Genomic DNA, 22141 nt, shown 5'->3' with positions numbered 1-22141 from the left:
CTGCAACGCCCCCAGTCCGTGCGCACGACCCCCAGAGCCGGCCGCGCGCGGCGCAGCACGTCACCGGTCCGCTCAGGTGGTCAGCTGCCGGGCCAGCACCTGCGGCGCCTCCGCCAGCGAGGGGCCGTACCAGGTGAGGTGCCGGCCGCTGACGAACACCGGCCGAGCCTGCGGCCACGCCTCGGGGCCGTCGTCAGGCGTGAACGCGTAGGGCTCGTCGGGGAACACCACGAGCTCCGCGGGCACCGTCGCCGGCTCGTCCCGGCCGAGCTTCGGGTACCGGTCGGCATGCCCGGCGAACACGTTGCGGACGCCGAGCCGGGCCAGCACGTCACCGGCGAAGGTGTCACGGCCCAGCACCATCCACGGGCGGCGCCAGATCGGGACGACCGCCGGCACGTCCGGCAGCCGCGCCGGTGCCTCCGAGGCCGCGCGAGCGTCGGCCAGCCAGCCCGGGTCGGGGCGGCCCAGCACGCCGCAGAGCCGGGCGAGCGAGTCCAGCGCCTGGTCGACGGTGGCCGGCGCGGTCACCCACACGGGTACACCGGCGGCCCGGAGCGCGGCGACGTCGGAGTCCCGGTTCTCCTCGGCGTTGGCGACCACCAGGTCGGGGCGGAGCTCCAGCACCCGGCCCACGTCGGGCCACTTGGTGCCGCCGACCCGCGGGACGTCGAGCCCGGCCGGATGGGTGCACCAGTCGGTCGCCCCGGCGAGCAGCCCTGCGTCGGTGGCCGCGATCGCCTCGGTCAGCGACGGCACCAGCGAGACGACCCGCCGCGGCGGCGGCCCCTCGTAGGGCCGCCGCTGGTCGTCGCGGATTCCAGCGCCGGTCACGGCTCAACTCCCCTGGCCCCGCCCAGAGGCTCACCCTGAGCCTGCGAAGGGTGAGGAGGACGGGGTCGTTTCAGACGTCGGTGATCCGGACGCCCGCGTGCACCTTGTAGCGCCGGTTGACCGAGACGAGGTTGATCGTCAGGGCCTCGACCTGCCGGGCGTTGCGCAGCCGGCCGGCGTAGATCCCCCTCATCCCCGGCAGCCGGCCGGCCAGCGCCTGGACGGTGTCCATCGAGGCGCGGTCGTCGCCGACCACCATGACGTCGCCGTCGATCGTGGGCTTCGAGAGGTCCTCGAGCAGCTTGGCCGACAGGTGGTGGAAGGCGCCGACCACGTGCGAGTCCGGCAGCAGCGCGGCCGCCTGCTGCGCGGCGCTGCCCTCCTCGACGTCGAGCACGTAGGCACCGAGCTCGTCGAAGCCCATGGGCACGACGCAGTCGACGACGATCTTGCCGGCCAGCGGGGTGGCGAGCTCGGCCAGAGTCGCGGCGTGTCCGGCGAAGGGGACGGCGACGATGACCAGGTCCGCCGCGCCCGCGACGTCCACGTTGGAGCCCCCGGTGACCGACACCTCGACCCCGCCGGCCACCGTCGCGGCCCGCTCGGCCACCTCGGCGGCCACCTCGGCGGCGCGCTCGGCGTCGCGGGAGCCCAGCAGGATGCGCTGGCCCTGGGCGGCCAGCCGGACGGCCAGTCCACGCCCCTGCGGGCCCGTGCCGCCCAGCACTCCCACGACCAGTTCCTCGACCGCGCGACCGTCCGTCACGTCCACCCCTTCCACGGCGCCGGACGACCCGGCGGCTGGGACCGATCATGCCTGGCCCCCGGGACGGGGGTCAGCGCTCCTCCCACTCGCGGTCCTCCGCGTCGAGCCGCTCGTTCCGCTCGGCGACGGCCGCGAGCGCCTGCTCGGCCTCCTCCCGGGTCTCGTACGGCCCGAGCCGGTGGCGTTCGGCGCACCCGTCGCGGTCCTCGACCCGGTGGTGCTTGAGACAGAAGAACCAGGGCCCCCCGGCCATGCGCGACCTCCTCCACTCGTCGGACGACCTCAGCCTTCCACCCGGCGCGCGGGTCCGCTCGGACGACGACCGCCCGGGCTCGCACCCCAGGGTGACCGGCGGCGCACAGGGGGTGCCGGAACGCCGGTTGGTGCGGCATCCTGCATCCGTGATCGGCCCGGACCTGCGCACTTCCGCCCCCGTCTGCTCCGGGCCGGCCGCCCCCGGTGGGCACGAGCACCGCGTCGCCGCCGTCACCGTCGCCGTGCTGCTGGCCATGGGCGGTGTGATGGGCTCGGTCAACCTCCTGGTGGACGGCGTGCTCCGCGAGGGGGTGGCGCGGTGGGCCTACGCGGGCACCATGCTGCTGCTGCTCGCCCTCGCCGCGGCACTCGCCGCGCGCCGCCGGATCGGCCCCGGGTACACGCTCGTCCTGGTGCTGCTCGGAGATCTGATCTACCTCGTCGTGGTCCTCTGCATCCAGGACCCCCTGCGCTACGCCACCCCGCTGATGCTCCTGTTCCCCGCGCTGGCGGCCGCCTGGTTCCTGGAGCTCCGGGCGCTGGCGGTCCACATGGCGGTGACGACCGGCGTCTGCCTCGCCGCGCTGTGGCCCAGCTACGACAGCGCCGTGGCCCTCGGCGTCCAGGTCGGGGTCAGCGCCGTCACGCTGAACGTCGCGGCGACGGCGGTCTACCTGCTGCGCCGGCGGGTGCAGCGCCTGCTGGTGGAGACCGCGACCCTCACCCACCTGGATCCGCTCACCGGGCTGCACAACCGCCGCTACCTCGTCGAGCAGGCCGAGCGCCTCTGGGGACAGGCCCGGCGGGACGGGACCCGGATCTGCGCCATGGTGCTGGACCTCGACCACTTCAAGCGGCTCAACGACGAGTTCGGGCACGCCGTCGGCGACTCCGTCCTCAGCTCCGTGGCCGCCGCGCTGTCGGCCGCCGTCCGGCCCGCGGACGTGCTCGCCCGCACCGGCGGCGAGGAGCTCGTCGTCGTGGGCTCGGTGGGCGACCCTGCGGAGGCCCGCCGGCTGGCCGAGCGGCTGCGGGCTGCCGTCGCCCGCGGGCAGGGCGCCGGCGGGCACGTGGTCACCGCGTCGATCGGCCTGGCCGTCACCCGGCCGGGCGAGGGGGAGGACGCCGTCGCGGCGTTGTGGCGGCTGGTCGACGAGGCCGACGCCGCCATGTACCGGGCCAAGCGTGAGGGGCGGGACCGGGTGGCCACCGCCGTGGTCCCGCGCGCCCGCAGCCCCCGGGCGGAGCAGGCCAGCTCCTAGCCCGGCCGCCGGCGGGGGCCGGACGGTGCTCTCGACCGGTGCGTTCGGCGGTTCTCTGCTTCGCTAGGTGCATGACGCTCGTCGCGCCCGACCCGACGCGGACGGTGCCTCTGCCCCTGCGCGAGCAGGCCGACGTGCGCGACCGATGGCTCACCCAGCGGCTGCTCGACGTCCTCCCCGGTCTCATGGACCGGGCGGGCATCGATCTGTGGATCGTCGCCGGACGGGAGTACGACGAGGACCCGGTCCTCGCCACGCTGCTCCCGGCCACCTGGTTGTCCGCCCGCCGGCGCACCATCCTGCTGCTGCACCGCAGCGACGACGGCGTCACCCCCGCCGCGGTCTCCCGCTACCCGGTCGGCCAGTTCCTGCCCGCGTGGACCGCCGACCCGCGGGAGCCCGCCGAGCGCGCCCAGTGGGCGGAGGTCCGCCGGTTCGTGGAGCAGGCCGGCCCGCGCCGCATCGGCATCGACGTCTCCGAGCGCTTCGCCCTGGCCGACGGGCTCTCCCACACCGAGCACCGGCTGCTCACCGAGGCGCTCGGCCCGTACGCGGACCGGCTGGTGTCGGCCGAGCAGCTCGCGGTGAGCTGGCTGGAGACCCGCCTGCCGGAGGAGATCGAGGCGCTGCGGGGGATGAACCGGCTGGCGCACCAGGTGATCGCGGAGGCCTTCTCCCCCGCCGTCGTCCGGGTAGGCCGGACCACCGCGCTGGACGTGGCGTGGTGGCTGCGGCAGCGGCTCCACGACCTGGGCGTGGAGCCGTGGTTCCAGCCGTCGGTGCTGGTGCAGCGCGCCGGCGTGCCCCTGGTCGAGGACGGGGGAACGCTGCTGCCCGCCGTCCCCTCCGACGCGGTGGTCCGGGCCGGGGACCTGCTGCACTGCGACGTGGGCCTGAGCTCGCTGGGGCTGCGGACCGACACGCAGCGCAACGCCTACGTCCTGCGGCCCGGCGAGACCGACGCCCCCGGGGGCCTGCGGTCCGCCATGCGGGCGGCCAACCGGCTGCAGGAGCTGACCGCGGCCGCGCTCCTCCCGGGCCGGACGGGCAACGAAGTGCTGGCCGCCGCCCGCGCCGCCGCGGCAGCGGAGGGCCTGGACGGGGACGTCTACTCGCACCCGATCGGCTACCACGGCCACGGGGCGGGGCCGGCCATCGGCCAGTGGGACCAGCAGCGGGACGTGCCGGGCGCGGGCGACTACCCGGTGCACGCCGACACGGCCTACGCCCTGGAGCTCGCGGTGCGCCGGCCCGTGCCGGAGTGGGACGGCCAGTGCGTGCGGCTGGGGCTCGAGGAGGGCATCGCGCTCACTGCGGACGGCGTCGAGTACCTCGCCGGCCGGCAGACGGAGTTCCAGCTCATCGGCTGACGCGCCGCCGCTCCCCTGGACCAGGGAAGCGGCGACGCGGTGACCTCACTTCGTGCGGGCCTGGGCGGTCTTCTTGTCGTTCGCCTTCTGGATGGCGTCGACCAGCTCCTGCTTCTTCATCTTCGAGCGGCCGGAGATGTCGAGCTTCTTGGCGAGCTCCTGCAGGTGCTCCTTGGTGGCGTTCGCGTCGACGCCGCCCTTGGTCTGCTTGCCGGTGCCGCGGCCGCCGGCGGCCTGGGCGTCCGAGGGGCCCTTCTTGCCGCCCTCCTTCTTCTCCCAGTGGTCGCCGACCTTCTCGTAGGAGTGCTTGACCGCCGCCCACGCGACGCGGTTGGCGCGCTCCTCGTCGTCGTACTCGTCCACCGCTGAGTCGTAGGCCTTGGTGAACGTCCGCTGGGCCTTCTTGTCCGAGCGTCGCAGGGTGCTGGGCAGCTCGGACTGCTTCGCGTCGCCCTTCTTCGTCGTCTTCGGCATCGCTGTCTCCTCTCGGTTCGGGTGCGGCCCTACCCCGGGGGACGGAGATGATCACCTGATCGGGCCGCCGTCCCGCCGGACGGCGGGTCCACCCGCCCGACGGGACCGGGCGGCCGCTCCCCGGGTCGAGGAGCGACCGCCCGGCGCTCAGGCGGGTCCGGCGGGTCGGACCGGGCCGGTCACCGCCCGGCCTGCGCCTCCGCGAGCGTCTCGTGCAGGGCCCAGTAGGCGGGCTTGCGCTCGTAGTTCTCGAACATCACGGTCGCCGCCCCCTGGCCGGGCGAGAAGCTCGGGACCCACGAGTACTTGTCGTTGAAGCCCCAGATGGTGAAGGAGTTGCAGTCGTCCACCGACAGGCAGGCCTCGAGGACGCCCTCGTAGGTGTCCGCCTGCTCGGCGAGCTGCTCCGCGGTGGGCACCCCGCTCTCGGGGAGCGTGAACCGGACGTCCAGCTCGGTGATCGCGGTCTCCAGCCCCAGGTCGTCGAAGCGCTGCATGTTCTCGTCGAGGGTCTCCGGGAAGGGGTACTGCAGGTCCAGGTGGGCCTGGAAGGCGAACCCGTGCAGCGGGACCCCCTCGGCGAGCAGCTGCTTGGCGAGCTCGTAGTAGGCGTCGCTCTTCGGGCCGATGTCCTCGACGGCGTAGTCGTTGAGGAAGAGCTTCGCCTCCGGATCGGCCTCGTGCGCCCAGCGGAAGGCGTCGGCGATGATCCCCGGGCCGAGCCGCTGGATGAAGATGTTGGCAGTCGCGCCCGTCGAACCGTCCCGTAGCCGCACGCCGCCGTCGTCCCACGTGTCGGCGAAGATCTCGTTGGCGACGTCCCACTGGTCGATGCGGCCCTCGTAGCGGCCGACCACCGTCTGGATGTGCTCCTTGAGGATGGTCCGGAGCTCCTCGTCGGTGTAGTCGCCCTCGGTGACCCAGTCGGCCAGCTGGCTGTGCCAGAGGAGCGTGTGGCCGCGGACCTCCTGCCCGTGCCGCTCGGCGAAGGCGACGATCGCATCCGCCGGCCCGAAGTTGTAGACCCCGGGCTCCGGGTGGATGAACTCCCACTTCATCTGGTTCTCGGGGGAGACCGAGCTGAACTCCGTGGCGAGGACCTTCCGGTACCGGGGGTCGCGGGTGAACGGATCGGGGTAGCCGGCGTCCACGTGGTGCCCCCCGCCGGCGACCGCGGTCCCGATGACCAGGTCGTCGGGGGCGACGGTGCGCAGGCCGTTCCGGATGGCTGGGCCGCCGGCCCGGTCCTCCTGGGCCTGGGCCGTCGGTGCCGCCTGGTCCTGGGGCGCCGCCGCGGCGGGCAGGACCGCGGCGGAGATCGCGACCGGGACCAGGGCCACCCCGACCGCGCAACGGGCTGCCGCCCGCGAACCGAACCTCACAGAGCGCATGGTGTGCCTTCCCTCGAGACGTCGGAACAGCTTCCGAAAGTTTCCGGAAACCGGAGCCCGGACGTTACGTAGGTCACATGTGGGCGTCAATACGGGAACCCGCGGGCATCGGACGCCGTCGCCGGAGGCGGCCCTCGCCCGTCGGGGGGAGCTCCGCGGCGCACCCGCCCGGGGCCGCGGGGCCGGCCGTAGGCTGGCCGCCCCGACCAGGAGGAGGTCCGTTGGCCGACGAGCAGACCGGCGCGGTGACCATCGCGGCGATCGCCGCAGCGGCCGGGGTGTCGGTCCCGACGGTCTCCCGCGTCCTGAACGGGCGGTCCGACGTGGCTCCGCAGACCCGCGAGCGCGTGGAGCAGCTGCTCCGCGACCACGGCTACCAGCGCCGAGGCGGCCGGGCCCGGGCGCGGCTGATCGACCTGGTCTTCAACGACCTCGACAGCCCGTGGGCGCTGGAGATCATCCGCGGGGTGGAGGACGTCGCCCACGCGGCAGGCGTGGGCACCGTGGTCACCGCGATCCACCGCCGGGCCAGCGCCACCCGGGGGTGGCTGGACAACCTCGGCGCCCGGGCCAGCGACGGCGCCATCCTGGTCACCAGCGAGCTGGACCCCGAGCTCGACGCGGAGCTGCGCAACCTGCAGGTCCCCGCGGTCGTCGTCGACCCGGCCGGCGTCCCGGAGCTCGACGTGCCGACCATCGGCGCGACCAACTGGGCGGGCGGCCTCAGCGCCACCGAGCACCTGACCGGGCTCGGCCACCGGCGCATCGCCTTCGTCGCCGGCACGCCCGATCTCTGGGCCAGCCGCGCCCGCCTGGCCGGGTACCGGGCGGGCCTGGAGACCGCCGGGCTGCCGTTCGACGCCGACCTGGTGGTGGAAGGCGACTTCGGCTACGCCTCGGGAGCCCGCGCGGCCGACCGCCTTCTCGCCCTGCCCGACCCGCCGACCGCCGTCTTCGCCGCGAACGACCAGATGGCACTGGGGGTCTACGAAGGAGTCCGGCGCCGGGGCCTGCGCGTGCCCGAGGACGTCAGCGTCGTCGGGTTCGACGACCTGCCGGAGGCCCGCTGGTCCTCCCCGCCGCTCACCACGGTGCACCAGCCGCTGACCGAGATGGGGGTGCTGGCAGCACGGACGGTGCTGCGCATGGTGGACGGCGAAACCATCGAGAGCCCGCGGCTGGAGCTGGCCACGCGGCTCGTCGTGCGTGACAGCACCACCCCGTCACGGCTGCGCCCCGCCGAGCCGGTCTCCTCCTAGGAACGGGAGGGCCGGGACGACCACGGCACCACCGCGCGCGCCGGTAGGTTCCCGCCGTGGACGCGAACACCTTCTGGACGCTGGTCGAGGACACCCGCGCGGAGGCGGCCGAGACCGCGAAGGACTCGGTGGTCGCCGAGCACGTCGCGACCCTCACGGCCGCCCTCGAGGAGCTCTCGGACGACGACGTCCTCGGCTTCTACCGCCAGCTGATGGCCGCCCGCGCCCGGGCCAACCGCTGGGACCTCTGGGCCGCCGCGTACCTCGCGCTCGGCGGCGCGAGCGACGACGCCTTCCTCGACTTCCGGAACTGGCTGATCAGCCAGGGACAGGCCGCCTACGAGCGCGTGCTCGCCGATCCGGACGCCCTGGCCGACCTCGAGTGGGACGAGGACGAGGACGACTTCGGGTGCGCCGAGGAGTGGGCCTACGCACCCCTGGAGGTGCTGGAGGACCGTGGCTTCGCCGAGGAGGACCTCGACCCGGGGCCCGACGAGGTGGACGACCAGTTCGGTGAGCCGTCCGGTGAGCCGTTCCCGCAGGACGACGACGAGTGGTTCGCCGCCCGCTTCCCGCGGCTCTGGGCCGCCTACGGCCAGGGCTAGCTAGCCCTCCAGGTACCTGCTCCAGTGCGCGCGCTCGGCCTCGGTCATCGGCCGGCTCGTGTTCGCCGCGAAGTCGAAGACCACCAGGACGACGTCGGCCCGGATGGCCACCTCGCCGTCCTGCGCCAGCTCCTGCCGCATCGTGAAGGACTTCGTGCCCAGCCGGGTCACCCAGCTGCGCACGCAGAGCTCCTCGCCGACCCGGTAGTAGAGCTGGCGCAGGTAGTCGACCTCGAGCCGGGCGAGGATCAGGCCGCCTCCGGCGTGATCCTCGCCCAGCGCGAGCCGCGCGTCCTCGAGCAGGCTCAGCGCCCGCGCGTGGTTGACGTGACCCAGCATGTCGGGGTCCGACCAGCGCAGCCGGACCGGGTGCTCGTGCCGCACGTCAGGGCAGGTCCGCGGTCTCGGCGGACTGCCGGTGGGCACCCTGGGCGTCGTCGGGATCGGCGTTGACCGTCCGCTCCTCCGACTCGGCCAGGATGACCTCGGCGGCGACCTCCTCCATGCCGCTGCCCTGCAGCGCCGCCTCCTCCGGGAGCAGCTGGGACCGCGTCTCCACGTTGTCCTCGGTGACGTTGTCCAGCGCCTCGGCGCTGGGCTGCTTCTGCGTGGTCACGTCAGAACCGCTGCTGCTCGGTGCCCAGGCCGAGGGCCTCGGCCACCTCCTGGACGTTCTCGAACTGCCGGCCGGCCGGCAGGCGCTGCAGGTCCGAGAGCACCCGGTCGGCCGCGGGCCCCTCCTGCGCCTTGGCGATCAGCTGGTCGCGGTCGGCCGGCCACACCTCCTTGCCGAGGGCCTCGGCGAGTGCGGCGCGGCGCTCGATGCCGCGCTGATCGGTACCGGGCGCGGTGCCGGGCTGGTGCGGGTCGCTCACGGGTGGTTCTCCTTCGGGGTTCGTTGCGGATGTCAGGCCGACGGCGTCGAGTCGTCGGTGTAGCGGAGGATCGCGGCGACCGGCTCGCCGTCGGGCAGCGCCGCACGGGGCACGACGAGCACCCCGGCCGCGCTGGCGGCGGCGGCGGCGACCAGCGCCCGGCCGGCCGGCACGACGGTGCCGTGCACGCCCAGGGAGTCCATGTCCTGCTGCTTCACGCCGAGCTCGAGCGGGCCGTTGCCGACCAGCAGGGTGGCGTCGTCCTGCTCGTCGGCGAGCAGGAGCGTCTCGACCTGCCCCTTGCGCAGCGCCTCGACCACGGCGGCGGTCCCGGTGAGCGCGAGCCCGTGCGCACCGGCGGCCTGCACCTTCTCGAGGGCGTCTGCGATGTCGCGTGCCTCGTGCTCGGCGATCAGCTCGGCGGTGCGGGCGTCGATCGCTGCCCGCTCGGCACCGGCGGCGCGACCCCCCTCCTCCATGGTGACCACCAGGTCCGACCACGCGGCGTGCGCCTTGTCGCTCAGGATCTGCCGGGCCCGCACGTCACCGGCGACGAGGATGAACCGCAGCGGCAGCCGCCGGGCCAGGGAGTCCAGCTCGTCGGCGACCAGTCCGAGGTTCTCCTCCCACTGGTTCTCGGCGGTGTGCATGTACGTGTTGTGCGCCCAGCCGCCGACCTTGACCTTGCGCATGTGGAAGGTGTCGCCCTCCACCTGCTTCTCCTGGTCGGGCCGGCCGGGGAGCCCGGCCGTGGTGATGTCGGCGCCCGTGCGGTCGGCGACCACGACGACGTGCGGCAGGCGGCCCGCGAGCTGGGGCAGGATCTGCACCAGGTCGGGCTGGTCGGCCCACTCCGCGGTCTCCCGGGCCGGCGCGTCGGCGAGTGCCTCGTCGAGCACGACGGAGCCGTCGGAGGCGACGACGACGGCGCGACCCTTCAGCGTGCCGGCCTCGCCGCCCTCGTTGCCCTCGAGCAGCCGGCCGCGGATGGCCTCGACGACCGTCTCCGGCGCACCCTGCTCCGCGAGCTGCTCGGTGAGCGCACGCACGCGCAGCTCCAGCTCCGCGTCGGCGTTCTCGTTGGTGTGCGTGACGTCGGCGCAGACCGTGGCGTAGGGCCCGGGCGCGGCGAACACCGGCTCCAGGAAGGACACGTCCATGTCGGGGGGACAACTCCTCGGTAGATCGGGGGTGTTCGGATGGCGGGGCGGCGCGGAGCCGCGACTCCCGCCGTCGCCGCCTACCCACCGGCCGGAAGCTCACACCCGGTGTCGTTTCCGGGAGGCGGGGGTAGGCGGTGCGGCGACACGGACCCGCAGAGAGGACGAGGGATGACGGAGCACGACCAGCTGCCACTGCCCGACTACGACCACCTGCCGGTGGAGGGCCTGGCCTCGCGGATCCGGGCGCTGGACGCCCAGGGTCTGGAGACCGTGCTCGAGTACGAACGCGCCCACGCCGACCGCCCGCAGGTGGTGGCGATCATGGAGAACCGGCTCCAGGCGCTCCGCGAGGGCGCCCAGCCCTCGGGTGGCGACCCCGCCGCACCGGCGGCCGACGACCCGTCGCACGCCGCGGCCGGCTCCAAGGTCTCCGAGGCGACCACGGGGCCCGCGATGAACCCGCCCTCGCAGGGCGACCCGACGAACCCCGCCCAGCCCCGCTCCACCGGCTGACCTGACTCGGGCCGGCCCGTGCAGGGTCGGCCCGAGTGGGGGCCGGAGGCCTCCGCGCAGGGACGACGAAACGGCTCCACGTCGCCGGGGAACGGCCATGGGCCGCGGTGTCGTCCGGAGGACGACGATGTGCTCAGCCGCTGAACGCTGCGGCGATGTCCATGACCGCGGGGCCGAGCAGCACGATGAACAGCGTCGGCAGGATGCAGAGGATCAGCGGGAAGATCACCTTGACCGGGATCTGCATCGCCTTCTCCTCCGCGCGCTGGCGGCGCTTGAGCCGCATCTCCTGCGCCTGGGTGCGCAGCACGTCGGCGATCGAGACGCCGTACTGGTCGGCCTGCACCACGGCGCGGATGAAGCGGCGCAGGTCAGGGACGCCCGTCCGCTCGGCCAGCGCCAGGTAGGCGTCGCGACGCGGCTGGCCGACGGCGATGTCCTGCAGCGTGCGCACGAGCTCCTCCGCCAGCGGCCCCGTGCCGTTGCTCCCGGCCCGTGCCATCGCCGATTCGAAACCGAGCCCCGCCTCCACGGCGATCGTCATCTGGTCGAGCGTGTCGGCCAGCTCGAGGGCGATCGCCTCCTGCCGCTCCTGGCCGCGGCTGTACAGGAGCAGCTCGGGGAGGAAGTAGGCGACGACGGTCGCCACCACGGCGACCACGACGATCAGCGGGCCGGGCCGGGCGGTGGCCACGAGCAGCCCCAGCGCCCCCGCGACCAGGGCCAGCACCAGCTTCGCCGCCACCAGCCTCGGGACCGGCCAGGCCGCCGGGCGACCGGCCGTGCCGGCGAGACGGTTGAGCCGGGCGACCGTTCCGCGGGGGGTCAGGCCCCGGGCGACGCGGGTCAGCACCCCGGGCCCGGAACTGGCCGCGGCGGCCGCGCCGGTCGGGCCGAGGCCGCGCACCAGGTTGTCGCGCGCCTGGGCCGTCGCGGCGGAGGGGCGGGCGAGCAGCGCCCAGCCGAGCAGCGGGACGGCGACGCTGACCGCGAGGGCGGCCAGCAGGACGGGAACGGGCACGCTGCTCATCAGAACCTGATCGCCACGGTCTTCTTGAGCCACAGGCCCCCGACCAGCAGCATCACGGCCGCCGCGGCGAGCATGGCGTAGCCGACGAGGCTCTCGGTGAACTTCGCGATGTAGGCGGGGTTGGTGATCGAGATGAACCCGGTCACGCCGAACGGCAGCGCCATGAGCACGACGGCCGAGAGCTTGCCCTCGGCCGACAGCGCCTTGACCTGACGGCGGATGGCGTTGCGCTCGCGGATGGTGTTCCCGACGGCGTCCAGCACCTCGGCGAGGTTGCCGCCGACCTCGCGGTGGATGGCGATCGCCTGGGCGACCCAGGTGAAGTCGTCGCTGCCCATCCGGGCGGCGACCTCGTCGAGCGCGTCGCTGAGATCGCGGCCGACGCGCGTCTCGTTGACGATCCGCGCGAACTCCTCCGAGGTCGGCGCCTCGGCCTCGTGGGACACCGAGTCGACCGCCCTCAGCAGGCTGTGCCCGGCGCGCAGGCTGCTGGCCATCAGCTGCAGGGAGTCGTCGAGCTGGTCGGCGAACGCGGCCTGCCGCCGCCCGGCGCGGAAGCCGAGCAGCAGCTTGGCGCCGACGGGCACCAGCACCACGAACAGCACGGCGAGCAGCGGGCCGCCGAGCAGCCCGCCGACGAGCCCGGCGACGACGGTGGTCAGCCCGACGGCGAGGACGAAGTTCGGCAACGTCGTCGCCATGCCGGCCCGTTCCAGGGCGGCGGCGCCGGCGGCGAGCCGGCCACGCTTGAGCAGCACCTTCTCGACCGCGGCTCCCGCCGCCGCGCCGGCGCCGGCCAGCGCGGACGCGGGAGGTGCCACGGACGGGTCGAGCCGGGTGAGGGGCACCCGCGGGGGGCCGGCCGGGACGACGACCAGCGCGAGGATCAGCAGGGCGGCGGAGATCGCGGCGACGCCGAGCACCAGGAGGAGCTCGCTCACCGCTCCCACCTCGAGGGGCGGGCCGGCTCCGCGGCGCCGAACACCCGCGGTGAGAGGGTGATGCCCAGCTCGTCGAACCGGTCGGTGAACCGCGGCCGCACCCCCGTGGGCACCGGCTTGCCGAGGAACCTGCCCGAGGCGTCCACGCCGGCGGAGTAGTCGAACAGGAACGCGTCCTGCAGCGTGACCGTCTCGCCCTCCATGCCCTGCACCTCGGTCACGTGGGTGACCCGCCGGGTGCCGTCGCGCAGCCGGGTGAGCTGGACGACGACGTCGACCGCGGAGGCGATCTGCTCGCGGATGGCCCGCAGCGGCAGGTCCATGCCGGCCATGAGCACCAGCGTCTCCAGCCGCGCGATGGCGTCACGCGGGGAGTTCGCGTGCACCGTCGACAGCGAGCCGTCGTGCCCGGTGTTCATCGCCTGCAGCATGTCCAGCGACTCCCCGCCGCGGCACTCCCCCACCACGATCCGGTCGGGCCGCATGCGGAGCGAGTTGCGGACCAGGTCGCGGATGGTGATCGCGCCCTTGCCCTCGATGTTCGGCGGGCGCGACTCCAGCCGGACGACGTGCTCCTGCTGCAGCTGCAGCTCGACGGCGTCCTCGATGGTGACGATCCGCTCGCCCTCCGGGATGAATGAGGAGAGCACGTTGAGCAGCGTCGTCTTCCCGGTGCCGGTACCGCCGGAGACGATGATGTTGAGCCGGGCGTCGACGCAGGCGTGCAGCAGCTCGGCCATCTCCGGCGAGAGCGTGCCGAAGCCGATCAGGTCGTCGACCCGGAACGGGTCCTTCGCGAACTTCCGGATGGTCAGGGTGGAGCCGCTGAAGGCCAGCGGCGGGATCACCGCGTTCACGCGCGAGCCGTCGGCCAGCCGGGCGTCGACCAGCGGGGAGGACTCGTCTATGCGCCGTCCGACGCGGGAGACGATCCGGTCGATCACCCGGCGCAGGTGCTCCTCGGAGGTGAACCGGGTCGCGGTGCGCTGGAGCCTGCCGCCGCGCTCGACGTAGATGGAGTCCGGCCCGTTCACCATGATCTCGCTGACCGCGTCATCGTCGAGCAGCCGCTGCAGCGGGCCGTAGCCGAGCACGTCGTCGGCGAGCTCGGCGGTCAGCCGCTGCCGCTCCTCGGCGCTGAGCGGGACGTTCTCCTCCTCGACGACCTCGTCGAGCTCCTTGAGCACGACGGCGCGCAGCGCGTCCTCGGCCATCGACGGGTCGTTCATCCGGCTGCCCATGCGCTCGAACAGGGCCTTGCCCACGCGGTCCTTCAGCCGCGCCAGCGCGTCGGTCGGCGGCGCAGGGGCGGGCGATCCGGTCGGACGGGGGACGGCGGCCGGGCGCACGACCGGGGCGGGCACCGCGGTCGCCGGCCGGTCGGTGCCGGCGTCGGCTGCGGGCCGGGCCGCGGGCGCGGGCGCGGCGGGCCCCGTTCCCTGGCGCGCGGCCTCCAGCCGCTGGGCGAGGTTCACGCCTCCGCCCGGTGCTTGGCCCGGTAGCGGCTGGCCTTCATGAGCGGGGTGGCGGAGAAGCGCGACACCAGCCGGCGCAGCTCGCGCACCATCGGGTCGCGGCGGCCGCCGCTGGTCAGGATGGGCACGCCCTGGTTGGTGGTGGCCGGCACCGCCTTCGACCGGGGCAGGACGACGTCGACCCCCGTGCCGATCGTCGTCTCGACGTCCCGGACGGTCAGGCCGCCCTTGGGGTCGGCGAAGTTCATGACGACGTGCCGGCCGGCGGGGATCATGCACAGCTCGCGGAGCACGTCCATCTCCTTGCGCAGCCCGCGCACCCCCGGCACGTCCATGCTGGTGAGCATCACGACGTCGGAGGCGCGGTCCAGCGCCGCCAGCGTCTGCTCCGACAGCCCCGGGGCGGTGTCGACGACGACGTACCGGAACTCCCGGGCCAGCGAGGCCAGCAACCGGCTGACGTCGTCACCGGTGATCGTGTCGCCGGCCGCCGGCGACTCGGACCCGCACACCGCGTACAGCCCGCTGGGGTGCTGGGTGAGGAACGTCTTGAGGACCATGGTGTCCTCGCTGGCCGGCCCGTGGACGGCGTCGGGCAGCGTGTACTCGGGCACCAGGCTCAGAGCGGAGGCGACGTCGCCGAACTGCACGTCGAGGTCGACGAGCACCGTGGACTGGGGCGCGGCCGCGGTCAGCCCGATCGCCAGGTTCGTGGAGACCGTCGTCTTGCCCACGCCGCCCTTGGGCGAGGCGATGGTGATGACCCGGCCGGCGTAGCGGTCGGTCTCGGCCACCGGCCGCAGCACCCGGCGACGGCCGGCCGCCGCATGCCCGGCGCGCTCGACCGCGGCGGCGATCTCGGCCACGTCGGCGTCCGGCGGGAGCAGGTCGCGGATGCCGGCGCGCATCGCCGACCGCCACATGTCCGGGGACGGGTCGGCCACCAGGACCACGGTGATGCCCGGTGACTGCACGTCGAGCCGGCCGGCCAGGGTCAGCACCTCGGGCGCCGGCGTGTGCGGGCCGACGAGCAGCACGTCGGGCAGCTCGTCGTCGACCAGCTGCTCGAACAGCCGCGCCGGGTCGCTGGGCAGCCGGCCCGGCGGCAGCACCTGCAGGTCGCCGCCGGTGGCCTCCTTCACGCGCAGGACCAGGTCCTCGCCTGCTCCGGCCAGGACGACGCGGCTCATGAGTAGGCCTTTCCGTAGATGGTGTCGGGGGTGAGCACCTGGGTGCGGGAGACGTCGGGGTCGGGCGGTTCGAGGGACAGCCAGACGCTGGCGTGCTCGGCGGCGAAGACGACGGCCTCGGCCTGCGCGGCCGTCACGGCGAAGGTGACCATGAGGCTGCCGGAGGGGGCCGGTGCGGAGACGGCCGGCGTCGCCCCGTCGGCGGGCGCCGCGGGCGGGGCGGGTGCCCCCTGCACCTGGGTGACCAGGACCTCGTGCAGGACGGCGTGGGTCGTCGCCGGGTCGCCCATGGAGACGAAGACGCCGACGGTGTCGCCGGCGGCCAGCCGGCCGCCGACGGCCCGCTGGGGCTCCAGGACGATGCTCACCTCCTGCATCCCCTCCGGCACCGGCACCGTGCCGGGCGCCTGCCGCTCCTCGGGCCGTACGAACCGGCTGTCGAGCAGCTGCTCGCCGGGCGCGAGGTCGACGGTGGCGACGCGGTCGGCCAGCGTGGCCAGGTCGGTGACCCGGCCCGGCAGCGCCGCCTTCGCCGGCAGCAGCTCGATGCCCACCAGCTCGCCCAGGGCCGCGCCGGGGGTGCCGGCGGGGATGAGGGCCTCGGCCACCAGGACCTGGACGGTCTGCACGCCGGCGAGGGCGCGGGTCTCCGCGCCGCGCACGTAGCCCACGAGGACGACCGTGCCGGCGACGACGAGCGCGAGGGCCACCGCGGTGGCCAGGAGTCGACGTCTCACGTGGGCGCCCCTAACGGATGAGTCGGAGGATCGAGGCCCCGAGCTGCGGGGCGTCCGGGCTGTAGGTCCAGGCGTCGGAGAGCTCGACGAAGCGGGTGTAGTAGCCGGTGACGCACCGGTCACTGGAGTTGGTGCCGGGCCCGCAGACCTTCTTGCCGCTGCTGATCGAGCCGTTGACCGCGTAGCCGGTGAGGGTGAAGGCGGCGTAGCCGTAGACGCGGTACCAGCCGTTGCTGCCGCCGTCGCCGAACTCGTCGAAGAGCGGCAGCAGGACCGTGCGGCCCAGCCAGCCCTGGAGGTCGGCCTCCGAGCAGCCGGACGGCAGCGACACACCCGTGTCGGAGGAGAGCCGCTGGCCGATCGCGGAGGTGGCGTGGCACCTGCCCGCGTCGGGCACGACCCAGCCGAAACCACCCGGCACGAAGTTGCCCGACGGCCCGGTGCACCCGCCGACGTCGTCGGACTTGCTGAACATGATCGTCTGCAGCGTCTCGGTCGACGGCAGCCCGCCCCCGGTCTGCGCCCGGAACGAGCACCAGGAGAAGGTCAGCGGCAGGACCGCGGTGCCCTGGCTCGGCGCGCCCCAGCCGACCGTCGCGGTCGCCGAGACGTGGCTGGAGTCGTGCCCGATGACGGGCGCGAACCAGTGCTCCTTGGGGGCACCACCGGTGACGGTGACGCTGACCGGGTCGCTGCTGAGCACGGGCTGGCCGGCCGTGCCCGTGGGGTCGTTGAGGGTGATGAGCTCCTGGGCGGTCGCCAGCATGTCGCCGCAGTTGCCGCGGGAGCAGTCCTGGGCCACCGCGATGGCGGCGGCGTCGGCCGCGACCTGGAGCCGGGCGCGCTCGGCGTACAGCGCGCCGATGTCCACGGCGATGGCCGCGAACCCCAGCATGGGGACCATCAGCAGCGAGAGGACGACGGCGCTCGCGCCGTGCTCGCCGTCCAGCCGGCGCCGGGCCAGCGAGATCAGCCGTTGCATCGCATGACCCCCGTTCCGGTGAGCTCGATCCCCGTGCCGAAGAAGTCCGTGAGGTACGGCTTCGGGTAGGTGATGGTGAGGCGGACGGCGGTGTCGCCGGCGCCGGTGGTGGGACAGGTCTCGGCGGTGCCGCCGACGATGGTGATGTGGATCTGGTCGTCGGTGATCGCCGGGTGCAGCGAGGCGGCGGCGGTCCGGACGACGTTGCGCGCGTCCACCGGGTCGTTGCGCAGCGCCATGGCCCGCACCCCCTCGCGGGCGGCGGCCGAGAGCGTGCCCTGCACCTGGAAGGCGTGGCCGAACTCGACGATGCCGATGACCAGCACGATCAGCAGCGGCACGATGAAGGCGAACTCCACCGCGCTGGCCCCGCGCTCACCGCGCAGCCGTCCCTTCATCCGTGCATCACCGCCGCTCTCGTGCGACGGCGCAGCGGCCCCCGGGACGAGGGCCGCTGCGCCGGTTCCGCTACGTCGTCGCGCAGCAGCGAGTGGTCAGGAAGTCGTGGTGGCGGTGTCGCCGGCGCCCTTGAGCCCGTCACCGACCTCCGTGAACAGGCCCTTGAGCTCCTCGCCCAGCGTGACCACGACGCCGATGATCACGACGGCGATGAGGCCGACCATCAGGCCGTACTCGACGGCGGTGGCGCCCTTCTCCTCGTTCTTGAGGCGGTCCTGGGCGACGGCGACGAGGCTGGCCAGGGTGGCGTAGGCGTTGATCAGCATGCGGTGCTCCTCCGGTTGCGGGCCGTCGGGTCCGGATCGGGCTGATCCGGCCTCGCGGCGTTGGAGGGAGTTGTCGTGCGGAACACACCGGGGCTTGAGGGCGGGTCACCCGATCCGGGGACGGCACTCCGCCCATCGAGGGACGACTCCGGTCCGCTGGTGACCCAGCGTCACCGCCGGCGCCGCCGTCAGCCGGGGAGCGTTCCGCTCCAGCCCACCGCGATCGCCGCACCGAGCAGCATGGCCGGCCCGAACGGCAGCTCCCCCTTGAGCCCGATCCGCCGCACGGCGAGCAGGAGCAGCGCCAGCGCGGCCTGGACCACGAAGCCGGCCAGCGCCCCCAGCAGCACCGCCTGCCAGCCGAGCCAGCCCAGCGGCAGGCCGAGCAGGCCGGCCAGCTTGACGTCGCCCATGCCGAGGCCGGCGGGCGAGATCAGCGCGAGGACCAGGTAGCCGCAGAACAGCGCGGCGGCCGCCAGCCCCGCCCGCAGCAGCGCGTCCGAGGAGCCCTCCACCGCTGCCGCTCCGGTGAGCAGCACCGCGGTCGCCACGACGGCCGGACCGGTGACCCGGTCGGGCAGCAGCCGGTGCCGGAGGTCGATCACCGCGAGGAGCACGCCCGCCCCGGCGACGACCAGGAAGGCCGGCAGCTCCGCGACCGCCCCCAGCCGCAGCGCCAGGAGCGCGAACAACCCCGCGGTCAGCAGTTCGAGCACCGGGGGCCGCACCGCGAACCGCCGGGTGGCCCCGTCGGCCGTGCCCCACGGGAAGGTGCCCGCGGCCCGGTTCGCGGCCGCCCCCACGAGCAGGCCACCGATCGCGCCGACAGCGACGACCGCCGCCGTCACGGGGCGACCAACCGGGCCGGGGTCTGCACGCGCCCACCCTGGCACAGGCCAGCCCCGGGGCCCCGGCCGACGCCGCGACGAGCGGGCACGCGGCGGCTGGGTCACACTCCCGAAGGTGACCGCCGACGAGCGCACCACCACGTCCCGAACCGCCGCGACCGGGTCGTACCAGGGGCACGGCATCCACGCCGCCCCGGGAGTGCACGAGTACGCCGTCGAGCTGGCGCGGCGGGCCCTGCCCACCGGCGGCCGGATCCTGGAGGTCGGTGCCGGCTGCGGCGCGCTGGCCTGCCGGCTCCGGGACGCCGGGTTCGACGTCGTCCCCACCGACCTGGACCCGCCGCACGACTGGATCCACCGCCTCGACCTCGACGACCCCCAGTGGACCGAGGAGACCCGCGGCCCCTTCGACCTGGTGATGTGCGTCGAGACGCTCGAGCACGTGGAGAACCCGCGGCAGGTGCTCCGCTCGATCCGGGCCCTGCTCCGGCCGGGTGACCGGCTCGTGGTGAGCACCCCGAACATCACCCACCCGCACTCACGGCTGAAGATGTTCCTGCGCGGTGCCCCGTTCATCTTCGGGCCCGGGCACTACTACCAGCCGGGCCACATCTCGATCCTCCCCGACTGGATGCTCGTCGAGCACGTCCGGCTGGCGGGGTTCGAGGACATCACGGTCACGACCGGTGGCTCCACCTGGTACGAGGGACCACGCAAGCTGGCCCACCGGATCGAGACCGCCCTGCTCTGGCTGATCGGGATACGCCACCGGGCGGACTCCGGCGAGGGCATCTGCACGTTCGTCACCGCCGTCGCCGCCTGACCACCCGGGCCGGGGGCGCGGTGGGCGCCCCCGGCCGGGGAGCTCAGGGCTTCGTCAGCTGGAACAGCGAGATGGTCCCGTCGTCCTCGTTGCTGGTCAGGAACAGGTGGCCGCGCTTGACGGCAAGCAGCCCCTCCGGGGCCTCCCCGGTGGGCAGCACCTGCAGCAGCTCGGGCGCGCCCTCGTCGGCGAGGTCGTAGACCAGGACGGCGTCCCCGCGCTCGGACCCGATGAAGGCGTAGGTGGTGCCGTAGAGCGTGGCGACCTCCGCGCCCTCGAACTCCGCGCCCTTGTCGTCGCTGCGCCCGTCGGGGTAGCGGCCCGCCGCGGCGAGGGCCTGCTCCGCCGCTCCCCCGGAGGTCGAGACCACCTCCCCGTCCGGGGAGAAGACGGTCCAGCCACGACCGCCGCTGGGCTCCTCGGCCAGGTCGCCCTCGTCCGCGGTGACCAGGTTGCCCCCCGGCGTCCACTGGACGGCGTCGGGCTCCCGGGGAGCGGTCAGCGCGTCGTCGAACGCGATCACGCCGTCGTCGGACGTGTCGGCGTCGGTGCGCGTCACGGTCCCGGCCGAGAAGGACCCGACGACCGTGCGGGAACGCAGGTCGACCAGGGCGATGGCGTTGTTCTCCTGCAGCGTCACCGCCGCGATGCCCCGGCGGTCGATGTCGACGTACTCCGGCTCGGGGTCGTCCGGGTACAGGGTGCCCTCCAGCCCGGTCAGCTCGACCCGGTCGACCGTCCACCGCTCCGGCGTCGTGTGCAGCTCCACGACGGCCAGGAAACCGGCAGGCGCCTGCGGCAGACCGCCCTCGACGCCGTCGACCTCCAGGTCCTCGTCGCGCTGGTTCTCGATCGCGACCGCCGCCACCGCACCGTCGGGGCTGATCGCGATGGAGTCGGGCTGGCCGCCCAGGTCGATGGTCCGGACGACGGCGCGGGTGCGCAGGTCGATGACGGCCAGCTCCCCCGACGGGGCGGTGAACGAGGTGCTGGTGTCGACCACGGCGAGGGCGTGGCGCCCGTCGCGGGTGACGGTCACCGACGTGGGCTCCCCACCCAGCTGCACGCTGCCGATCGCCGTCGGCTCGGCGGGTCTGGTCAGGTCGACCAGCCCGACCTCGCCGGTGGCCGAGTCGGTGTAGAGCAGCGTCCGGCCGTCGGGGGTCACCGCGAGGATCTCGGCGACCTCCCCGGTCACCTCGAACGTGGCCAGCTCGGTGAAGACCGGCGCGGACGCCGGCTTCGCACCGGCGGGGGCGACGGTCGCGGCGAGCATCAGGGCGGCGGCAGGGAACGTGCAGGTGAGACGCCGGGCGCGGGGTGACACGGGAGCTCCAGGGGTAGCGGGACAGTGCCCCGACCCTGACCAGCGAAGACGACGCCCGGGCAGCCGGTGGACCAACCCCGGGTGTCCGCCACCCGACCAGCAGTGGACACCGACTGCCCGCACGGGCGCGTTCCCGGACGTCGCAAGCGCCGGACCCGCCACGCGGTGACGACTCGTGCCGCCTGCCGCTCCCACCGTCGGCCGGAAGCGCCTCGTGCGCTGGTTGCCAGCACCGTCGGCCTTCTAGGTTGTGCTGCGTGACGGGTCGAGGCGCACGCGACGTCCGCAGCGAGCCGTGGTTCCTGGCGGTGGCGTCTCTGCTCCTCGTAGGCGCGGCCGCGTTCCTGATCCGGGACGTCCTCGCCGGCGACACGTCGGCCTTCGACATCGCGGTGAGGGCCGCGACGGTGGCCGGCTGGCTCGTGCTCCTCGTCACCGGAGTGGTCGGCCGCCGTCACGAGCGCGGGGACCGAGCCGACGCAGGCGGTGACCTCGAGGGACGGTGAGCCCTACCGGAGATCCTGTGGCGCTGCCGCCGTCTCCACCGGCAGCCGAGGCGGGCCGCTGTCCGCAGGCGTTCCCGCCGAAACGTCGTCTCGGCGGCATCACCGGCCCCGAGTGGCCGCACGCGGGCGCTCCGGAGGAAAGGACGACGGACGAGTCGGCCTGTACGCCGGGTTCTGTCCACGGGCGCCTTGCGGCCTCCCGATGGGCGGTCATCCATCTAGGCCTGCCGTTGCCGGCAGGCTCCAGCGGTCTACCCGCAGGCTCGGGCGGGCCGCCCTCGAACGCCTGCGCGGAACGGCGGCGAACCGCCGCTCCTTCTTGACCTAGCTCCGGGTGGGGTTTACCGAGCCACACCGGTCACCCGGCGTGCTGGTGGTCTCTTACACCACCGTTTCACCCTTACCAGCGCGAGCGCTGGCGGTCTGTTTTCTGTGGCACTGTCCCGCGGGTCACCCCGGGTCGCCGTTAACGACCACCCTGCCCTGTGGAGCCCGGACGTTCCTCGGCGACGGGGTCTCCCCCGCCGACGCGACCGCCCAGCCGACTCGTCCGTCGTACCGGCCAGTCTAGGCCGCCGGCACATGGACCAGGGACCACCCGGGTAGGAAGCGGCCCGCACACCGATCACCGGACGGAGGAGGCACCGCCATGGGACTCATCTCGGGACTCGTCAAGGCCAACCTGCTCAAGCGACTGATCAGCCGCTTCAGCGGCCGCCGCCGCTGACGGCACCGCGCCGACGGTGCGTCCCAGCCGGGGCGCGCCGCCGCGCCGGCCCGCGGTCGGGGG

26 protein-coding genes and 1 other RNA gene are annotated in these 22141 nt (G+C 74.2%); 7 read left to right on the top strand and 20 right to left on the bottom strand.

The window, feature by feature from the left end; genetic code table 11:
- Positions 1-72: 72 nt before the first annotated feature.
- The 3 genes from ACI79K_RS05835 to ACI79K_RS05825 all read right to left on the bottom strand — a co-directional run bounded on the left by ACI79K_RS05835 (position 73) and on the right by ACI79K_RS05825 (position 1853).
- Positions 73-834 carry a helical backbone metal receptor gene (locus ACI79K_RS05835; RefSeq protein ID WP_456599195.1) on the bottom strand — a complete coding sequence of 254 codons (762 nt, stop codon included), beginning with the start codon at positions 832-834 and terminating at the stop codon, positions 73-75.
- Positions 835-904: 70 nt separating this feature from the next.
- Entirely contained in the window at positions 905-1600 is a 696-nt protein-coding gene (gene npdG, locus ACI79K_RS05830; protein ID WP_456589033.1) for an NADPH-dependent F420 reductase, read from the bottom strand.
- Positions 1601-1670: 70 nt separating this feature from the next.
- The gene (locus ACI79K_RS05825) at positions 1671-1853 is read right to left on the bottom strand and encodes a hypothetical protein (RefSeq protein ID WP_456589032.1); all 183 of its coding nucleotides are present in this window, start codon (positions 1851-1853) and stop codon (positions 1671-1673) included.
- 148 nt (positions 1854-2001) lie between these two features.
- Between ACI79K_RS05825 and ACI79K_RS05820 the strand changes: the two genes are divergently transcribed.
- Both ACI79K_RS05820 and ACI79K_RS05815 read left to right on the top strand, forming a co-directional pair.
- On the top strand, positions 2002-3117 hold the full coding sequence (locus tag ACI79K_RS05820; protein ID WP_456599194.1) for a diguanylate cyclase: 1116 nt from the start codon (positions 2002-2004) through the stop codon (positions 3115-3117).
- A 71-nt stretch (positions 3118-3188) separates the two neighbouring features.
- Positions 3189-4487 carry a M24 family metallopeptidase gene (locus tag ACI79K_RS05815; RefSeq protein ID WP_456599193.1) on the top strand — a complete coding sequence of 433 codons (1299 nt, stop codon included), beginning with the start codon at positions 3189-3191 and terminating at the stop codon, positions 4485-4487.
- 45 nt (positions 4488-4532) lie between these two features.
- Here the strand turns inward: ACI79K_RS05815 and ACI79K_RS05810 are convergent, their stop codons facing one another.
- On the bottom strand, positions 4533-4961 hold the full coding sequence (locus tag ACI79K_RS05810) for a ChaB family protein (protein WP_456599192.1): 429 nt from the start codon (positions 4959-4961) through the stop codon (positions 4533-4535).
- 179 nt (positions 4962-5140) lie between these two features.
- Positions 5141-6343, bottom strand: coding sequence for an endo-1,4-beta-xylanase (locus tag ACI79K_RS05805; protein WP_456589028.1), 1203 nt, complete (start codon positions 6341-6343; stop codon positions 5141-5143).
- Between the two features lie 230 nt (positions 6344-6573).
- On the opposite strand from ACI79K_RS05805, the gene ACI79K_RS05800 reads away from it, so the two are divergent.
- Together ACI79K_RS05800 and ACI79K_RS05795 are read left to right on the top strand one after the other, a co-directional pair.
- On the top strand, positions 6574-7611 hold the full coding sequence (locus ACI79K_RS05800; RefSeq protein ID WP_456589027.1) for a LacI family DNA-binding transcriptional regulator: 1038 nt from the start codon (positions 6574-6576) through the stop codon (positions 7609-7611).
- A gap of 56 nt (positions 7612-7667) precedes the next feature.
- A complete protein-coding gene (locus tag ACI79K_RS05795) occupies positions 7668-8216 on the top strand; it encodes a DUF4240 domain-containing protein (protein WP_456599191.1) in 549 nt (182 codons plus the stop codon).
- Here ACI79K_RS05795 and ACI79K_RS05790 read toward each other — a convergent pair whose 3' ends face one another.
- Genes ACI79K_RS05790 through ACI79K_RS05775 form a run of 4 tightly spaced genes read right to left on the bottom strand, consistent with a single transcriptional unit; the run spans position 8217 to position 10251 of the window.
- Entirely contained in the window at positions 8217-8600 is a 384-nt protein-coding gene (locus ACI79K_RS05790) for an acyl-CoA thioesterase (RefSeq protein ID WP_456599190.1), read from the bottom strand.
- Position 8601: 1 nt separating this feature from the next.
- Positions 8602-8832: a hypothetical protein gene (locus ACI79K_RS05785; RefSeq protein WP_456589024.1), complete on the bottom strand. Its 231-nt coding sequence runs from the start codon at positions 8830-8832 to the stop codon at positions 8602-8604.
- Between the two features lies 1 nt (position 8833).
- The gene (locus ACI79K_RS05780) at positions 8834-9091 is read right to left on the bottom strand and encodes a DUF2795 domain-containing protein (RefSeq protein ID WP_456589023.1); all 258 of its coding nucleotides are present in this window, start codon (positions 9089-9091) and stop codon (positions 8834-8836) included.
- 32 nt (positions 9092-9123) lie between these two features.
- Positions 9124-10251 (bottom strand): baeRF2 domain-containing protein, encoded by a 1128-nt coding sequence (locus tag ACI79K_RS05775; protein ID WP_456599189.1) that lies wholly within the window; start codon positions 10249-10251, stop codon positions 9124-9126.
- 171 nt (positions 10252-10422) lie between these two features.
- On the opposite strand from ACI79K_RS05775, the gene ACI79K_RS05770 reads away from it, so the two are divergent.
- Positions 10423-10767 carry a hypothetical protein gene (locus ACI79K_RS05770; protein WP_456599188.1) on the top strand — a complete coding sequence of 115 codons (345 nt, stop codon included), beginning with the start codon at positions 10423-10425 and terminating at the stop codon, positions 10765-10767.
- Between the two features lie 133 nt (positions 10768-10900).
- Here ACI79K_RS05770 and ACI79K_RS05765 read toward each other — a convergent pair whose 3' ends face one another.
- The 9 genes from ACI79K_RS05765 to ACI79K_RS05725 form a co-directional block, all read right to left on the bottom strand.
- Complete coding sequence (locus ACI79K_RS05765; RefSeq protein WP_456599187.1) at positions 10901-11797, bottom strand: type II secretion system F family protein; 897 nt, start codon at positions 11795-11797, stop codon at positions 10901-10903.
- Complete coding sequence (locus ACI79K_RS05760; protein WP_456599186.1) at positions 11797-12738, bottom strand: type II secretion system F family protein; 942 nt, start codon at positions 12736-12738, stop codon at positions 11797-11799. The genes ACI79K_RS05765 and ACI79K_RS05760 overlap by 1 nt, the downstream gene beginning before the upstream one ends.
- Positions 12735-14213 carry a CpaF family protein gene (locus ACI79K_RS05755; RefSeq protein ID WP_456589018.1) on the bottom strand — a complete coding sequence of 493 codons (1479 nt, stop codon included), beginning with the start codon at positions 14211-14213 and terminating at the stop codon, positions 12735-12737. The genes ACI79K_RS05760 and ACI79K_RS05755 overlap by 4 nt, the downstream gene beginning before the upstream one ends.
- The gene (locus ACI79K_RS05750; protein WP_456589017.1) at positions 14210-15403 is read right to left on the bottom strand and encodes an AAA family ATPase; all 1194 of its coding nucleotides are present in this window, start codon (positions 15401-15403) and stop codon (positions 14210-14212) included. Before ACI79K_RS05750 ends, ACI79K_RS05755 begins: the two co-directional genes overlap by 4 nt.
- Positions 15400-16140 (bottom strand): Flp pilus assembly protein CpaB, encoded by a 741-nt coding sequence (cpaB, locus tag ACI79K_RS05745; protein ID WP_456589016.1) that lies wholly within the window; start codon positions 16138-16140, stop codon positions 15400-15402. Before cpaB ends, ACI79K_RS05750 begins: the two co-directional genes overlap by 4 nt.
- A 10-nt stretch (positions 16141-16150) precedes the next feature.
- Positions 16151-17122, bottom strand: a complete 972-nt coding sequence (locus tag ACI79K_RS05740) for a pilus assembly protein TadG-related protein (RefSeq protein ID WP_456599185.1) — start codon at positions 17120-17122, stop codon at positions 16151-16153.
- Complete coding sequence (locus tag ACI79K_RS05735; RefSeq protein ID WP_456599184.1) at positions 17110-17520, bottom strand: TadE/TadG family type IV pilus assembly protein; 411 nt, start codon at positions 17518-17520, stop codon at positions 17110-17112. The genes ACI79K_RS05740 and ACI79K_RS05735 overlap by 13 nt, the downstream gene beginning before the upstream one ends.
- 96 nt (positions 17521-17616) lie before the next feature.
- A complete protein-coding gene (locus tag ACI79K_RS05730; protein ID WP_456597654.1) occupies positions 17617-17847 on the bottom strand; it encodes a Flp family type IVb pilin in 231 nt (76 codons plus the stop codon).
- A gap of 188 nt (positions 17848-18035) precedes the next feature.
- Positions 18036-18695 (bottom strand): prepilin peptidase, encoded by a 660-nt coding sequence (locus ACI79K_RS05725; protein ID WP_456599183.1) that lies wholly within the window; start codon positions 18693-18695, stop codon positions 18036-18038.
- 115 nt (positions 18696-18810) lie between these two features.
- On the opposite strand from ACI79K_RS05725, the gene ACI79K_RS05720 reads away from it, so the two are divergent.
- Entirely contained in the window at positions 18811-19518 is a 708-nt protein-coding gene (locus tag ACI79K_RS05720) for a class I SAM-dependent methyltransferase (RefSeq protein WP_456599182.1), read from the top strand.
- A gap of 43 nt (positions 19519-19561) precedes the next feature.
- Here the strand turns inward: ACI79K_RS05720 and ACI79K_RS05715 are convergent, their stop codons facing one another.
- A complete protein-coding gene (locus ACI79K_RS05715) occupies positions 19562-20845 on the bottom strand; it encodes a choice-of-anchor I domain-containing protein (protein ID WP_456599181.1) in 1284 nt (427 codons plus the stop codon).
- Between the two features lie 257 nt (positions 20846-21102).
- On the opposite strand from ACI79K_RS05715, the gene ACI79K_RS05710 reads away from it, so the two are divergent.
- Positions 21103-21351, top strand: coding sequence for a hypothetical protein (locus tag ACI79K_RS05710; protein ID WP_456599180.1), 249 nt, complete (start codon positions 21103-21105; stop codon positions 21349-21351).
- Between the two features lie 147 nt (positions 21352-21498).
- Here ACI79K_RS05710 and rnpB read toward each other — a convergent pair.
- Positions 21499-21900: RNase P RNA component class A (gene rnpB, locus ACI79K_RS05705), an RNA gene on the bottom strand.
- Positions 21901-22141: the final 241 nt, after the last annotated feature.

The organism is Blastococcus sp. SYSU DS0616, assembly GCF_054051015.1.
The sequence above is the reverse complement of the archived record's forward strand: the minus strand, read 5'-3'. Positions and strand labels throughout refer to the sequence as shown.

Excerpts from the sequence above, each read along its gene's own strand:
- ACI79K_RS05765 (WP_456599187.1), bottom strand. The coding sequence starts at position 11,797 with ATGAGCAGCGTGCCCGTTCCCGTCCTGCTGGCCGCCCTCGCGGTCAGC.
- ACI79K_RS05730 (WP_456597654.1), bottom strand. The coding sequence starts at position 17,847 with ATGCTGATCAACGCCTACGCCACCCTGGCCAGCCTCGTCGCCGTCGCC.
- ACI79K_RS05735 (WP_456599184.1), bottom strand. The coding sequence starts at position 17,520 with ATGAAGGGACGGCTGCGCGGTGAGCGCGGGGCCAGCGCGGTGGAGTTC.
- ACI79K_RS05740 (WP_456599185.1), bottom strand. The coding sequence starts at position 17,122 with ATGCAACGGCTGATCTCGCTGGCCCGGCGCCGGCTGGACGGCGAGCAC.
- ACI79K_RS05750 (WP_456589017.1), bottom strand. The coding sequence starts at position 15,403 with ATGAGCCGCGTCGTCCTGGCCGGAGCAGGCGAGGACCTGGTCCTGCGC.
- ACI79K_RS05825 (WP_456589032.1), bottom strand. The coding sequence starts at position 1,853 with ATGGCCGGGGGGCCCTGGTTCTTCTGTCTCAAGCACCACCGGGTCGAG.
- ACI79K_RS05815 (WP_456599193.1), top strand. The coding sequence starts at position 3,189 with ATGACGCTCGTCGCGCCCGACCCGACGCGGACGGTGCCTCTGCCCCTG.
- ACI79K_RS05810 (WP_456599192.1), bottom strand. The coding sequence starts at position 4,961 with ATGCCGAAGACGACGAAGAAGGGCGACGCGAAGCAGTCCGAGCTGCCC.
- ACI79K_RS05770 (WP_456599188.1), top strand. The coding sequence starts at position 10,423 with ATGACGGAGCACGACCAGCTGCCACTGCCCGACTACGACCACCTGCCG.
- ACI79K_RS05775 (WP_456599189.1), bottom strand. The coding sequence starts at position 10,251 with ATGGACGTGTCCTTCCTGGAGCCGGTGTTCGCCGCGCCCGGGCCCTAC.